General features: G+C 71.3%; 11 protein-coding genes. 10 read left to right on the top strand and 1 reads right to left on the bottom strand.

Going from position 1 to position 14,470, the window contains the following annotated elements; all coding sequences use genetic code 11:
• The first annotated feature begins 20 nt into the window (after window positions 1-20).
• Window positions 21-2,105, top strand: a complete 2,085-nt coding sequence (gene ligA / locus BMG523DRAFT_RS06875; protein WP_235462916.1) for an NAD-dependent DNA ligase LigA — start codon at window positions 21-23, stop codon at window positions 2,103-2,105.
• A 20-nt stretch (window positions 2,106-2,125) separates the two neighbouring features.
• On the opposite strand, the gene BMG523DRAFT_RS06870 is transcribed toward ligA, so the two are convergent.
• Window positions 2,126-2,836: an ACT domain-containing protein gene (locus tag BMG523DRAFT_RS06870; protein ID WP_011438022.1), complete on the bottom strand. Its 711-nt coding sequence runs from the start codon at window positions 2,834-2,836 to the stop codon at window positions 2,126-2,128.
• A 353-nt stretch (window positions 2,837-3,189) separates the two neighbouring features.
• Between BMG523DRAFT_RS06870 and gatC the strand changes: the two genes are divergently transcribed.
• From gatC to serA, 9 genes are all read left to right on the top strand, one after another.
• On the top strand, window positions 3,190-3,486 hold the full coding sequence (gene gatC / locus BMG523DRAFT_RS06865) for an Asp-tRNA(Asn)/Glu-tRNA(Gln) amidotransferase subunit GatC (protein WP_011438021.1): 297 nt from the start codon (window positions 3,190-3,192) through the stop codon (window positions 3,484-3,486).
• A gap of 13 nt (window positions 3,487-3,499) precedes the next feature.
• Window positions 3,500-5,026: an Asp-tRNA(Asn)/Glu-tRNA(Gln) amidotransferase subunit GatA gene (gene gatA / locus BMG523DRAFT_RS06860; protein WP_235462914.1), complete on the top strand. Its 1,527-nt coding sequence runs from the start codon at window positions 3,500-3,502 to the stop codon at window positions 5,024-5,026.
• Between the two features lie 94 nt (window positions 5,027-5,120).
• Window positions 5,121-5,315, top strand: a complete 195-nt coding sequence (locus tag BMG523DRAFT_RS06855; protein WP_011438019.1) for a hypothetical protein — start codon at window positions 5,121-5,123, stop codon at window positions 5,313-5,315.
• A gap of 12 nt (window positions 5,316-5,327) precedes the next feature.
• Window positions 5,328-6,845 (top strand): Asp-tRNA(Asn)/Glu-tRNA(Gln) amidotransferase subunit GatB, encoded by a 1,518-nt coding sequence (gene gatB, locus BMG523DRAFT_RS06850; RefSeq protein WP_011438018.1) that lies wholly within the window; start codon window positions 5,328-5,330, stop codon window positions 6,843-6,845.
• A 291-nt stretch (window positions 6,846-7,136) separates the two neighbouring features.
• The gene (locus tag BMG523DRAFT_RS06845; protein ID WP_011438017.1) at window positions 7,137-8,828 is read left to right on the top strand and encodes a penicillin-binding transpeptidase domain-containing protein; all 1,692 of its coding nucleotides are present in this window, start codon (window positions 7,137-7,139) and stop codon (window positions 8,826-8,828) included.
• Window positions 8,829-9,137: 309 nt separating this feature from the next.
• Window positions 9,138-11,012, top strand: a complete 1,875-nt coding sequence (locus tag BMG523DRAFT_RS06840; RefSeq protein ID WP_255353852.1) for an acetolactate synthase large subunit — start codon at window positions 9,138-9,140, stop codon at window positions 11,010-11,012.
• Window positions 11,012-11,536, top strand: a complete 525-nt coding sequence (gene ilvN, locus BMG523DRAFT_RS06835) for an acetolactate synthase small subunit (RefSeq protein ID WP_011438015.1) — start codon at window positions 11,012-11,014, stop codon at window positions 11,534-11,536. The genes BMG523DRAFT_RS06840 and ilvN overlap by 1 nt, the downstream gene beginning before the upstream one ends.
• Window positions 11,537-11,589: 53 nt before the next feature.
• Complete coding sequence (gene ilvC / locus BMG523DRAFT_RS06830; RefSeq protein WP_011438014.1) at window positions 11,590-12,579, top strand: ketol-acid reductoisomerase; 990 nt, start codon at window positions 11,590-11,592, stop codon at window positions 12,577-12,579.
• Window positions 12,580-12,879: 300 nt separating this feature from the next.
• Window positions 12,880-14,469, top strand: coding sequence for a phosphoglycerate dehydrogenase (serA, locus tag BMG523DRAFT_RS06825; protein WP_011438013.1), 1,590 nt, complete (start codon window positions 12,880-12,882; stop codon window positions 14,467-14,469).
• Window position 14,470: the final 1 nt, after the last annotated feature.

Genomic DNA, 14,470 nt, shown 5'->3' with positions numbered 1-14,470 from the left:
GTACGGCCGACGAATCCGGCGTGGCTTCGGCGGCGGCTTCGGCGGACGAGCGAGCCCGCGCCGCCAGCCTCGCCCGCGAGCTCGACGAGCACGCGTACCGCTACTACGTGCTCGATTCCCCGACGATCTCCGATGCCGAGTACGACCGGTTGATGGCGGAGCTCGCCGCGCTGGAGGAGCGGCATCCCGACCTGCGCACACCGGACTCGCCGACGCAGAAGGTGGCCGGCTCCTACTCGACCCTGTTCACCCCGGTCGAGCATCTCGAACGGATGCTGTCCCTGGAAAACGTCTTCGACGACGACGAGTTCCACCAGTGGGCGGCGCGCGTGGCCCGGGAAAGCGAGGTCGACGCCTGGCTCTGCGAGCTGAAGATCGACGGGCTTGCCGTGGACCTCGTCTACGAGGATGGTTACCTGGTGCGTGCCGCGACGCGCGGCGACGGCCGGACGGGGGAGGACATCACCCCCAACATCCGCACCCTGGCGAGCGTGCCGGTACGGCTGCGCGGGCCGCGGGTGCCCGGGCTGCTGGAGGTGCGGGGCGAGGTCTTCTTCCCGACCGCGAAGTTCGCCGAGCTCAACGCCGGGCTGGTGGCCGTGGGGGGCAAACCGTTCGCGAACCCGCGTAACGCCGCGGCCGGATCCCTGCGGCAGAAGGATCCCCGGGTCACCGCCACCCGGCCGCTGGAGATGATTGTCCATGGCCTGGGCGCGCAGCGCGGCTTCGAGGTCACGTCCCAGTCGGCGGCCTATGCCCGCTTCGCGGAGCTCGGGCTGCCCGTCGCCACCCACTTCGAGGTCCTGGCGACGGTGCCCGGCGTGCTCGACTACGTGCACCGGTGGGGCGACGCGCGCCACGACGTGGTGCACGAGATCGACGGAGTGGTCGTCAAGGTCGACTCGTTCGCCCTGCAACGCCGGTTGGGCTCCACCTCGAAGTCCCCCCGCTGGGCGGTGGCCTACAAGTATCCGCCGGAGGAGGTCACGACCAAGCTGCGCGATATCCGGGTGAACGTGGGCCGCACCGGCCGGGTGACCCCCTTCGGGGAGCTGGAGCCGGTCCTGGTCGCCGGGTCCACGGTGGGCCTCGCGACCCTGCACAACATCGACGAGGTCGGTCGCAAGGGGGTGCTCATCGGGGACACGGTCGTCCTGCGCAAGGCCGGGGACGTCATCCCGGAGATCGTCGGCCCGGTCGTCGACCTGCGAGAGGGTTCCGAGCGGGCCTTCGTGATGCCCACGCGCTGCCCGGAGTGCGGCACCGAGTTGGTGCGGCCCGAGGGCGAGGTCGACATCCGTTGCCCGAACACCGTCTCCTGTCCCGCGCAGTTGCGGGAGTCGATCTTCCATTTCGCATCCCGGGGGGCGATGGACATCGACGGGCTCGGGTACGAGACGGCGACCGCCCTGCTCGAGGCGGGCCGGGTGCGTGACATCGGCGACATCTTCCACCTGACGCCCGAGTCCTTCGAGGGGCTGCGCGGGTTCGCGCAGAAGAAAATCGACCAGATTCTGCGGGGGGTCGAGGCCGCGCGGCACCGGCCGCTTTGGCGGCTGCTGGTCGGCCTGTCGATCCGCCACGTCGGGCCCACGGCGGCGCGGGCGCTGGCCCGGGAACTGCGGTCGCTGGAAGCGATCGCCGCCACGTCGGCCGAGGACCTCGCCGCGGTCGAAGGGGTCGGTCCGAAGATCGCCGGCGCGGTGCTCGACTGGTTCGCCGATGAACGGCACCGCGACATCCTCGCCAGGATCGCCGCCGGCGGGGCACGGCTCGCCGACGTCGGCGCGGAGGAGGGCCCACGTCCCCTCGACGGCGTCACCGTCGTCATCACCGGCACGCTCACCGACTGGAGCCGCGACTCGGCCAAGGAGGCGGTCGAGGCGCGCGGCGGCAAGGTCACCGGCTCGGTGAGCAGGAAGACCACCGCCGTCGTCGTCGGCGCGGATCCGGGGGCCTCGAAGTACGACAAGGCGCGCAGTCTCAGGATCCCCATGCTGGACGAGGCCGGATTCGCCGTTCTGCTGGCGCAGGGGGTCGACGCGGCCAGCAAGCTCGCCGTTCCCGCCGACGGTCCCGAGAAGGCCGAGACCCCGGTGGAATAACCCGGGGGAGGATCCCCCGCTCAGAAACGGTCCGTCCTGGTCAGGCTCGCGGCGATGCCCGCCAGATGGGCCAGTCGGTCGATCTCGGAGGAGCGGAACCGGGGGCCGCCGGGCCGCCCGACCAGGATCACCAACCGGTCGCCGCCGACCGGGGCCGCGGCGAGTTCCATGCTGACCGCCCGCCAGCGAGGCGGGAAGGCGCCATCCTCGGCCCCGATCCGCCGCGCCCGTTCCAGCGGCAGCCAGGGCAGGGGTAACCGGACCCGTTCGGGGACACCGAGATCGTCCCCGCCGAGGGCCGGAGCGCCCACCGAGGTCTCCCGGACCCGGACGTCGTCCGGCCCGACGTGCTCCAGCAGCATCGCCCAGTCGGCGTGGAAGACGCCGGGCGCGAGGTCCGTCAGGGTCGCCACGGCGTCGTGCGGCCGATCGGTCATGGCGTCCACCAGGTCGAGGTCGTTGCCGATACCGCCCCCGTCGGCGAGAAACGGCCGAAGCGACTCGACGATCACGCCTGGAACCGAATGAGCGGCGGTGAGGACGCGATCGGCGAGGCCGCCCGGTGGCAGAAGCACGAGCAGATCGTCCACGGCTCCGTCGGCGGTGCGCTCGATGACGGTAATGCTGACGATGTCGATGCTCGCCCTGCCCAGGGCCGTGGCCACCGCGCCGAGCGCTCCCGGGCGGTCCGGCAGCACGAGGCGAAGCAGATACGACATGTAGCTGAGCATGCGCAAAGAGCATGTCGGCGGGATGGCCGGCCGGTCACGCGAAGATAACGTCCCCGCCCGGCCGGCGGCTCCCCCAGGACCACAGCACAGGAACCTCGCCGAAGGTGAGGTGACGGAAACCCCGAAGGGCAGCCTGGGCCAGGAGAGCAGCGGGGGGCGGCGTCCGCGGGGGTCCCGCCGCGGCCCGTACGATGACATCACGTCGACGCGGCGATGCGTCCGGTCCGGGACCGTCCGCCCGGGGCGCCCCAGGGGTGCATCCGGCCTCTCCCGGTTCCGGTTCCCGCATCCGTCGCGGCGCCCAGGACCAGTCACGGGCCCCGCGCCCACCGCCCACGAAGGGGCCACACGCCATGGCGATCACTCGGGACGAGGTGGCTCACCTCGCCCGCTTGGCGCGGATGTCGGTGACCGACGACGAGCTCGACGCGCTGGCACCGCAGCTCGAGGCGATCCTGTCCGCGGTCGCCCGGGTCTCCGAGATCGCCGCCGGGGACATCCCGCCGACCAGCCACGCCGTGCCGTTGACCAACGTCTTCCGGCCGGACACCATCTGCCCGTCGCTGCCCGTCACCGAGGCCCTGGCCGGTGCCCCCGCCACCGAGGACGGGCGGTTCCGGGTGCCCCGCATCCTCGATCCGGACGAATGAGGTCGCCGCCCGCATGACGGAGAACATGACGGAGAACCCGACACCTCCCGGCACGACTGACGTCGTGCGCCTGTCCGCCGCCGCGACGGCGGCCGCGATCGCCGTCGGCAGGCTGAGTGCCGTCGAGGCGACCCGGGCGGCGTTGGACCGCATCGCCAAGGTCGACGAGACCGTCCACGCCTTCCTGCACGTGGACGCCGACGGCGCGCTCGCCGCGGCCCGGTCGGTCGACGACCGGCGCGCGGCCGGGGAGCGCCTCGGGCCGCTCGCCGGGGTGCCGTTGGCGCTCAAGGACGTCTTCACCACCCGAGGGATGCCCACCACCTGCGGCAGCCGCATCCTCGAGGGCTGGCACCCCCCGTACGACGCCACGGTGGTGAGCCGGCTGCGGGCCGCGGACGTCGTCCTGCTGGGTAAGGCCAACATGGACGAGTTCGCCATGGGCTCGTCGACCGAGAACTCGGCGTTCGGGCCGACCCGCAACCCCTGGGACGTCACCCGCATCCCCGGCGGCAGCAGCGGCGGCAGCGCCGCGGCCGTCGCCGCCTTCGAGGCGCCGCTTGCCCTCGGCACCGACACGGGCGGTTCCATCCGTCAGCCGGCCGCCCTCTGCGGTCTGGTCGGGGTCAAGCCCACCTACGGCGGGGTCAGCCGCTACGGGCTGGTCGCCTTCTCCAGCTCGCTGGACCAGGCCGGCCCGCTGGCCCGCACGGTGACCGACGCGGCGTTGCTGCACGCCGCGATCGCCGGCCACGATCCCCTGGACTCCACGAGCGTCGACGCGCCGGTTCCCGCGGTCGTGGCGGCGGCACGGCAGCGCGACATCCGCGGTATGCGGGTCGGTGTGGTCCGCGAGTTCGCCGGCGACGGATACGACCCGGGGGTCGAGGCCGCCTTCGCCGCCGCGGTCGAGGCGCTGACGGGCCTGGGCGCCCAGGTCGTCGAGGTGAGCTGCCCGCACTTCAGCTACGCGCTGCCCGCCTATTACCTGATCGCGCCCAGCGAGTGCTCGTCGAACCTGGCTCGCTTCGACGCGATGCGCTTCGGGCTGCGGATCGGCGACGACGGTCGGGCCGGGGCCGAGGAGGTCATGAGCCGCACCCGCGAAGCCGGCTTCGGCCCGGAGGTGAAGCGGCGGATCATCCTGGGCACCTATGCCCTGTCCTCGGGGTACTACGACGCCTACTATGGCCAGGCGCAGAAGGTCCGTACGCTGATCAGCCGCGACTTCACCGCCGCGTTCGAGCAGGTCGACGTCCTGGTCTCGCCCACCACCCCGACACCGGCCTTCCCGCTGGGCGCGAAGGTCGACGATCCGGTGGCCATGTACCTGTCGGACCTGTGCACGATCCCGTCCAACCTCGCGGGCGGCCCGGCGATGAGCCTGCCGTCCGGGCTCGTGGACGGGCTGCCGGTGGGTATCCAGATCATGGCGCCGCCGTTCGCCGATGACCGGCTCTACCGGGTCGGCGGGGCGCTGGAGGAGGCGTTGGACGTCGAACGCGGCCATCCGCTGCTCGACGAGGTCCCGGCGCTGTGAGCGGGCGCCCGGCGCTCTCGCGGGTCATCCGTGTTCCGGGTGTGGCGGCCGCGGTGACGGGCCGCCGACCGCGAGGGAAGGGAAGGAAACGGCGATGGTGAGTCTGCGCAGCGGCCGGCAGGACCGGTTCCTGGTGGGCGTGGTGTGGCTGCTCACCGTGCTGGTGCTGGGTCTCGGCATCGCCACGCTCAACCCGGTCCTGCTCGTCTGGGGAGTGCTCGGCCTACCGGCCGCGGTGTTCCTCACCTACGTGCACGTCCGCGACACCCGCCCACCCAGCGACCCATGAGGAGTTCATCCGGTGAGCACAGTGGCTCCCGCCGGCGCGCTGCCGTCCTACTCCGACGTTCTGGCCCGCTACGAGCCGGTGATCGGATTGGAGACGCACGTCGAACTCGGCACCGCTTCCAAGATGTTCTGCGGCTGCGCGACGGCCTTCGGTGCCGAGCCCAACACGCAGGTCTGCCCGGTGTGCCTCGGGCTGCCGGGTTCCCTGCCGGTGGTGAACGAGGCGGCGGTGCGCTTCGCGGTCATGATCGGACTCGCGTTGCACTGTGAGATCGCGTCGTGGTGCCGGTTCGCGCGCAAGAACTACTTCTATCCCGACATGCCGAAGAACTTCCAGATCAGCCAGTACGACGAGCCGCTGTGCACGAACGGCTGGCTCGACGTGGAGGTCGAGGGCGAGGTGCACCGGGTGGGCATCACCCGGGTGCACATGGAGGAGGACACCGGCAAGTCGCTGCACGTCGGCGGCGCCACCGGCCGCATCCACGGCGCCACCCACTCGCTGGTCGACTACAACCGGGCCGGCATCCCGCTCGTGGAGATCGTGACTGAACCGGACGTGCGTTCCCCCGAGGTGGCCCGGGCCTACGTGGACGAGTTGCGGGAGCTGATCCGGGCGCTCGGGGTCTCCGACGTCCGGATGGAGCAGGGATCGCTGCGCTGCGACGCCAACGTCTCGCTGCGCCCGCGGCCGGCGCCCGGCGACCCGGACGCTCCCTTCGGCACCCGCAGCGAGACGAAGAACCTCAACTCGCTGCGGTCGGTGGAACGCGCGGTGCGTTACGAGACCACCCGGCAGGCCGCGTTGCTCGACGACGGCCAGCGCATCATCCAGGAGACCCGCCACTTCGACGAGGCGTCGGGCCGCACCTCGTCGGGTCGCTCCAAGGAGGAGGCCACCGACTACCGGTACTTCCCGGAGCCTGACCTCACCCCGTTGGCCCTGCCCGCGGAATACGTCGAGCGGCTGCGGGCCGGCCTGCCGGAGTTGCCCGCGGCGCGCCGGGCCCGGCTGATCGCCGAGCACGGCTACACCGCGCGGGACCTGCAGGACCTGCGCAATGCCGCGGTCCTCGACCTGGTCGAGGAGACCATCGCCGCCGGCGCGGCCCCGGCGACCGCCCGCAAGTGGTGGCTCAACGAGCTGGCCAGGCGCGCCTCGGACGCCGGTCTCCAGCCTCGCGATCTTAAGATCACCCCGACCGACGTCGCCCGGATCACCGCGCTGGTGGCCGCGGGCGAGCTCACCGACGCGCTGGCCCGCAAGGTCATCGACGGGGTGCTCGCCGGTGAGGGCACGCCCGACGAGGTGATCGCCGGCCGTGGGCTGGCGATCGTCGCGGACGACAGCGCGCTCACCGCGGCCGTCGACGCGGCGCTCCTCGGTGCCCCCGACATCGCCGAGAAGGTCCGCGGTGGCAAGGTGAACGCCGTCGGTCCGCTGGTGGGCGCGGTGATGAAGGCGATGAAGGGCCAGGCGGACGCGGCGGCCGTGCGGCGACTGCTGCTGGAGCGCCTCGGCGTCTCCTGACATCGCTTCCCGGCCTTCGGCTTCCCGGCCGATCCCCGATTTGTCGTATTCAAGATGATTCGCAGATTTTAGCGCCATTCGTTCAAGAAACGTCCGACCGGTCGCCGCCGTCCCCCGCGCCGTGGGTTGCCTCTCCGTGATCCGAGCTCGGGAGGACCACGTTCTCCCGCCGTGTCGGACCCGCGTGTCGGGTTGCCGACGTCGTACGGCGCGTCGGATGCGAAGGGCCGGAGGCCTCCATAGGGTGGGTCTCCCATCGGGGTGTCACGATCGAGGGGAGAGCGTGCCGCCGTGCCCCTTACACCTTCCGGCTTCACCGCGTCAACCTCCCGCCGTCGGGGTCGGGGCCGCCGGACGGCGATCATCGTCGCGGTCGTCGTCGTCCTGCTGGCCGTCGCCGGCGGTGTCGGCTACGTCCTGAACAACCGCGCCGCCGACCGCGCCGCCGACCGGAAGGTCCAGGCTGCGGCCGACTCCTACCTGGCCGGCTGGCGGACGCTGACGACTTCCGGTGGGACGGCGACCCCCGGCTCCGCGGCTGTCGCCGCCGTCTCCACGCCCGGGAGCATCGACGTCGCGCGCCTGGTGGGCACGATGGCCGAGGTGCGTGACCGCCTGCTCGTCACAGCGGCTACGTTTACCCCGGGCGCGATCAGCCGCAGCGGCGAGACGGCGACCGTGCCGTACCTGGCCAGGCTCACGCTCTCTGGTCTGCCGACGCCGCTGGAGTACACCGGGGCGCTGCATCTCGTCTCGACCGGCGGCGGGTGGCGGGTGAAGGCTGATCCGGTCTCGGTGCATCCGGCCCTGCGCCCAGGGCTGCACCTGGACCGGACCGCCTCCACCGGTAAGCGGGGGGACCTGCTCGACGTGGCGGGCCAGCCCCTACGGGACTCCTCCGACCTGGCGGGCAACCTCGTCGGTCGGACGGCGCCGCTGTCCGGGTTGCAGCGGGTGTACGACGACCGGCTGCGGGCGCAGGGCGGCGCGGTCGTCGTGCGGGATGCGAAGAACGCGACCGTGCAGACGCTGCACACCTATCCGATGACCGACGGCGAGGCGATCCGTACCACGATCGACCTGCGGGTCCAGCAGGCCGCCGAGGCGGCCCTGGCCACCGCGGCCCGCCCGACCGGGGCGATGGTCGCGATCGACACTCGTACCGGCGCCATCCTGGCCCTGGCCAACCATCCGCCCAGCGGGTCGAGCCGGGCTGTCCGGGGCAAGTACCCACCGGGTTCCACCTTCAAGATCGTGACGGCCACCGCCGCGCTGATGAACGGCAAGGCGCCGGACATGCCCCTGGACTGCACCCAGACGGTCAGCGTCGGCGGTCGGACCTTCCAGAACGCCGAGTCCGAGCAGTTCGGCCCCATCCCGCTGCGGACCGCGTTCGCCAGGAGCTGCAACACCGCGTTCATCCGGCTGGAGGAGTCACTCCCGGACGGCGCGCTGGAGAAGGCCGCCCAGCTTTACGGCTTCGACGGCCGACCACCGCTGGATATCGCCAGCGTCGGGGGGACCTTCCCGACCCCGCGTGACGCGGTCGAGTCGGCGTCGGCGTCGATCGGCCAGGCCCGCATCGAGGTCTCCCCGCTGCAGATGGCGAGCGTCGCCGCGGCGGTCGCGAGCGGTACCTGGCACCAGCCGTTCGTCGTCGGCCAGTCGGCGCGCAGCAACCCCATCCCGCCCGTGGTGCTGCCCCCGCTGCGGGACTTCATGCGGGCGGTCGTCACCGAGGGCACCGCCGCGAAGGTCCCGATGCCCGGCGAGGTCTTCGGGAAGACCGGCACCGCCGAGTACAAGGACGGCAACCCGCCGCCGACCCATGCGTGGTTCGTCGGCTACCGGGGCGACGTGGCCTTCGCGGTGGTCGTCGAGGACGGCGGCTTCGGCGCGGAGACGGCCGCGCCGGTCGCGGCCAGGTTCCTCACCGCGTTGGACGGTGGCCAGATCGGTGCGCCCGGCTCCGGCGGGCAATGACCTGGCTGGACCCGGTCCTGGCTGGACCCGGTCCTGGCTGGACCCGGTGCCTGGCTGGACCCGGTGCCCGGCGATGCTTGACGTGGGGCTGGAACTCCGGCAGGGTAGAACCGTGCATCTCGGGATTCTCGTACGCTCAGAGCGTGCATAGTCGACGACGTCGACCTGTGCGCCGCCCCTCAGTGCCTCGGCACGAGGGGCTTTTTCGTGCAGTGAGCACTGCCTCGTGCCAAGCCTGCGTGGTCGTGCTCAGCTGGCAGAGCCGTGCCCGGCGGGCCCGGTCCCGCCGGTCCCGCAGTGCCAGCCGAGATTGCCACGTGCCACGTACATCCCCGGCCTGTCAAGGAAGACGACCAGATGACACGAGAGATCACCGGAGCCCAGTCGCTCGTCCACTCCCTTGAAGCGGTCGGAGCCGATGTGGTCTTCGGCATCCCCGGCGGCGCGATCCTGCCCGCATATGATCCACTGTTCGACTCCACCCGGGTGCGACATGTCCTTGTCCGGCACGAGCAGGGCGCGGGTCATGCGGCCGAGGGGTACGCGCAGGCCACCGGGCGGGTCGGGGTGTGCATGGCGACGTCGGGGCCGGGGGCGACCAACCTGGTGACTCCGATCGCCGACGCCTACATGGACTCGGTGCCGATCGTGGCCGTCACCGGGCAGGTCCCCAGTCCCTCGATCGGGACCGACGCCTTCCAGGAGGCGGACATCTGCGGCATCACCCTGCCGATCACCAAGCACAACTTCCTGGTCCAGTCCGCCGACGACATCCCGCGGATCATCGCGGAGGCGTTCCACCTGGCGGCGACGGGCCGGCCCGGACCGGTGCTCGTCGACCTGCCCAAGGACATCCTGCAGTCGGCCACCTCCGTGCTGCCGCACGATGTCTGGCCGCCGGCTCTCGACCTGCCCGGTTATCGTCCGGTCACCCGCCCGCACGGCAAGCAGGTGCGGGAGGCGGCGAAGATGATCAGTGCTGCCCGGCGTCCGGTGCTCTATATCGGTGGGGGAGTGCTCAGGGCCCGCGCTGCCGCGGAGCTGCGGACACTGGCGGAGCTCACCGGCATCCCGGTGGTCACCACCCTCATGGCCCGCGGCGCCTTCCCCGACTCCCATCCCCAGCACCTGGGCATGCCCGGCATGCACGGGTCGGTCGCCGCGGTGACCGCGTTGCAGAAGGCGGATCTGCTGATCACTCTCGGGGCCCGCTTCGATGACCGGGTGACCGGCAGGCTGTCCTCCTTCGCGCCCGGTGCCGCGGTCATTCACGCCGACATCGACCCGGCCGAGATCGGCAAGAACCGGACCGCGGACGTACCGATCGTCGGTGACTGCCGTGATGTGATCAACGAGCTCGTCGCCGCGCTCGTCCTGGAGGAGCGGCCGGACCTCGCCGCCTGGTGGCGGACGCTGGACGGCTGGCGCCGGACCTACCCGCTGGGCTACGACCAGCCGGCTGACGGCTCGCTGGCCCCGCAGTACGTCATCGAGCGGCTCGGGAAGATCGCGGGACCGGAGACCATCTTCGCCGCCGGCGTCGGGCAGCACCAGATGTGGGCCGCGCAGTTCATCTCCTACGAGAACCCCTACACCTGGCTGAACTCCGGCGGCGCCGGCACGATGGGCTACGCCGTGCCGGCCGCGATGGGCGCCAGGGTCGGCCGCCCCGACGCCACGGTGTGGGCCGTCGACGGTGACGGCTGCTTCCAGATGACCAACCAGGAGCTTGCGACCTGCGCGCTGGAGGGAATCCCGATCAAGGTTGCCGTCATCAACAACGGGTCGCTCGGCATGGTCCGCCAGTGGCAGACCCTCTTCTACGACAAGCGGTACTCCAACACGGAGCTCGGGACGCACCCGGACTCCCCGCGGACCGGCGGCGCAGGGGCGTCTGGGCGGGGCTCAGGGGCGTCCAGGAGGGTGCGGGTGCCCGACTTCGTCCGGCTGGCCGAGGCGTTGGGCTGCGTCGGGCTGCGCTGCGAGACGGCGGCGGATGTCGACGCGACGATCGAGAAGGCGATGGCGATCGACGACGCCCCGGTCGTGGTGGACTTCGTCGTGCATCCCGACGCCATGGTGTGGCCGATGGTCGCCGCCGGCGCCAGCAACGACGACATCCGCATCGCGCGCGACACCGCGCCGGACTTCGACTACTCCGGCGACGCCGAGGTGAACATCTGATGACCCGCCATACCCTGTCCGTGCTGGTGGAGAACAAGCCCGGGGTGCTGGCCCGGGTCTCGGGCCTGTTCTCCCGGCGCGGGTTCAACATCGAGTCACTCGCGGTCGGGCCGACCGAGCAGCTTGACATCTCCCGGATGACGATCGTCGTCGTCGTGGAGGACCTGCCGCTGGAACAGGTGACCAAGCAGCTCAACAAGCTGATCAATGTTTTGAAGATCGTCGAGATGGACACCTCCGCCTCGGTGCAACGTGAGCTGATGCTCGTGAAGGTGCGCGCCGACCTGTCGGTGCGATCCCAGGTCCTCGAGACGGTCGCCCTGTTCCGTGCCAAGGTGGTCGACGTCGCCCAGGACGCCGTCACCATCGAGGCGACGGGAACCCGCGACAAGCTGGACGCCCTCATCCGCATGCTGGAGCCGTTCGGAATCCGGGAACTGGTCCAGTCCGGCCTGGTGGCACTCGGCCGCGGATCGCGTTCGATCACCGATCGCAGCCTGCGAGCAGTCGACCGTCCGGCCTGACCGGGACCGTCGCGCGTCTTTTTCCCATCCACTCAACGAGGAGATTCCCCACGATGGTCGAGATCTACTACGACGACGACGCCTCGCTGGACGTCCTGGCCGACCGTAAGGTCGCCGTCATCGGCTACGGCAGCCAGGGCCACGCGCACGCGCTGAACCTGCGCGACAGTGGCGTCGACGTGCGGGTCGGCCTGCCGGCGGACAGCCGCAGCCGGGCCAGGGCCGAGGAAGAGGGCCTGCGGGTCCTCACTCCGGCGGAGGCGTCCGCCGAGGCCGACATCATCATGCTGCTCACTCCGGACACCACCCATCGCACGATCTACGCGGAGTCCATCGCCCCGCACCTCACCGCGGGCAAGGCGCTGGCGTTCGGGCACGGTTTCAACATCCGCTACGGGCTCATCGAGCCGCCGGCCGGCGTCGACGTGTTCATGGTCGCTCCGAAGGGGCCGGGTCACCTGGTGCGGCGGGTGTTCGAGGAGGGCAAGGGCGTTCCCGTCCTCGTCGCGGTGGAGGCCGACGCGAGCGGCAACGCGCTGGCCGTCGCGCTGGCCTACGCCAAGGGCATCGGTGGCACCCGGGCCGGTGCGCTGAGGACCACCTTCACCGAGGAGACCGAGACCGACCTGTTCGGCGAGCAGGCCGTGCTCTGCGGCGGCGCCAGCGCGCTCGTGCAGGCCGGCTTCGAGACCCTCGTCGAGGCGGGCTACACCCCGGAGGTCGCCTACTTCGAGTGCCTGCACGAGCTCAAGCTCATCGTCGACCTGATGTACGAGGGCGGCATCTCCCAGATGCGGTACTCGATCTCGGACACCGCGGAGTACGGCGATGTCACGCGTGGCCCGCGCGTCATCACCCCCGCCGTGAAGGCCGAGATGCGCAAGATCCTCGACGAGATCCGTGACGGCGCGTTCGCTCGCGAGTGGGTGGCCGAAGACGACAACGGTCGGCCGAATTTCACCAAGCTCGTGGCGGAGGGCAAGCAGCACCCGATCGAGCAGGTCGGCGCGAAGCTCCGGCCGATGATGTCTTGGATCGCCTGATTTCTGGATCGCCAGGTAGGTCCCGCGGGTCGTCGGGCGGATCGTGCCCTCTCGGGGGCGGCCGTGGTGCGCTGCCGCCGTCCCCGGGTGCGGGCCGTCCCCGTCCGGGTGCCGGGCACGCCGTCGCCGTCGGTCGGCGGAAAGGGCTCGGAGTCCACGGCGGGCGTCGGTAGGCTGGGCCCGCCGCCTCGTGCGGTGTCCGCAGTATCCACGTTCATCATCGCCAGGCCGAAGGCCACGTGATCACGCCTCGTTCCGCGTCGCCTCCCGGTCTGACCCGAGGTCGCTAGGAGAGGTCCAGTGCCTGTCGTACTCGTTGCCGAGGAGCTCTCACCGGCCGGGCTGGAGGTGCTGTCCGGGGACTTCGAGGTTCGTCACGTTGACGGTGCCGACCGGTCCGCGTTGCTGCCCGCCATCGCCGACGTCGATGCCGTGATCGTCCGGTCGGCCACCAAGATCGACGCCGAGGTGCTCGCCACCGCGGGAAAGCTCAAGGTCGTCGCCCGGGCCGGCATCGGGCTGGACAACGTCGACGTCGCCGCCGCCACCCAGCGCGGTGTCATGGTGGTCAACGCGCCGCAGTCGAACATCGTCAGTGCGGCCGAGCATGCGATCGCGCTGCTGCTCGCCGTCGCCCGGCGGGTTCCCGCGGCCAGCGAGGCACTGCGCGGCGGCGAGTGGAAGCGCTCGAAGTACGTCGGTGTCGAACTCGTGGAGAAGACGGCCGGCGTCGTCGGCCTCGGGCGGATCGGCGTGCTCGTGGCGCAGCGGCTCGCCGGCTTCGGGATGAAGGTCATCGCCTACGACCCGTACGTGTCGGTGGCCCGTGCCGCGCAGCACGGCGTGACCCTCGTCGACCTCGACGAGCTGCTTCGGCAGAGTGACGTGATCACGATCCATCTGCCCAAGACGCCGGAGACGCTCGGTCTGATCGGCACCGACGAGCTGGCCCGGACCAGGCCCGGTGTCATCATCGTCAACGCGGCGCGCGGCGGCCTCGTTGACGAGGCGGCGCTCGCCGAGGCGGTCCGCTCCGGTCAGGTCGGCGGTGCGGGCATCGACGTCTTCGCCAAGGAGCCCACGACGGCCTCCCCGCTGTTCGGGCTCGACAACGTCGTCGTCACCCCCCACCTTGGCGCGTCCACCCAGGAGGCGCAGGACAAGGCCGGGCTCGCCGTCGCCCGCTCGGTGCGGCTGGCGCTGCAGGGCGAGTTCGTGCCCGACGCGGTCAACGTGCAGGCCGGTGGCGTCGTGGCCGAGGACCTCCGGCCGGGTCTTCCGCTCGCGGAGAAACTCGGGCAGCTCTTCTCCGGCCTCGCGGGCAGCCTGGCCGCCGCGATCACTGTCGAGGTGCGTGGCGAGATCGCCGTGCACGACGTCTCGGTGTTGCAGCTCGCGGTGCTCAAGGGTGTGTTCACCGACGTGACCGAGGAGCAGGTCACCTACGTCAACGCGCCGCTGCTGGCCAAGGAGCGCGGGGTCGACGTGGCCTTGGAGACCGCCGAGGACAGCCCCGACTATCACAACCTCGTGACTGTGCGAGGAGTCCTCGCCGACGGCACGCCCGTGTCGGTGAGCGGCACGCTTGTCGGCTCGCGGCAGGTCGAGAAGATCACCGCGATCGACGGGTTCGAGGTCGACATCCGGCCCGAGGCGCATCTGGCGTTCTTCCGCTACGAGGACCGGCCGGGGATCGTCGGCGCGGTCGGTGCCCTGCTCGGCGAGGCGCACATCAACATCGCCAGTGCGCAGGTCAGCCGCCTGCAGGCCGGCGGCGAGGCGTTGATGTCGCTGTCGCTCGACGACGCGGTCGCCCCCGACATCCTGGCCGAGATCGCGAAGATCATCGGCGCTTCCTACGCCAGGGCCGTAAGCATCAGCAGCGACTGAC

This window comes from Frankia sp. BMG5.23 (assembly GCF_000685765.2).
In the GTDB taxonomy this organism is placed as follows: Bacteria; Actinomycetota; Actinomycetes; order Frankiales; family Frankiaceae; genus Frankia; species Frankia casuarinae.
This window is presented reverse-complemented; position numbering and strand designations above follow the sequence as displayed.

Coding starts and splice junctions, on each gene's coding strand:
- ilvN (WP_011438015.1), top strand. CDS start 11,012: ATGACCCGCCATACCCTGTCCGTGCTGGTGGAGAACAAGCCCGGGGTG.
- gatA (WP_235462914.1), top strand. CDS start 3,500: ATGACGGAGAACATGACGGAGAACCCGACACCTCCCGGCACGACTGAC.
- ilvC (WP_011438014.1), top strand. CDS start 11,590: ATGGTCGAGATCTACTACGACGACGACGCCTCGCTGGACGTCCTGGCC.
- gatC (WP_011438021.1), top strand. CDS start 3,190: ATGGCGATCACTCGGGACGAGGTGGCTCACCTCGCCCGCTTGGCGCGG.
- BMG523DRAFT_RS06855 (WP_011438019.1), top strand. CDS start 5,121: ATGGTGAGTCTGCGCAGCGGCCGGCAGGACCGGTTCCTGGTGGGCGTG.
- BMG523DRAFT_RS06870 (WP_011438022.1), bottom strand. CDS start 2,836: ATGCTCAGCTACATGTCGTATCTGCTTCGCCTCGTGCTGCCGGACCGC.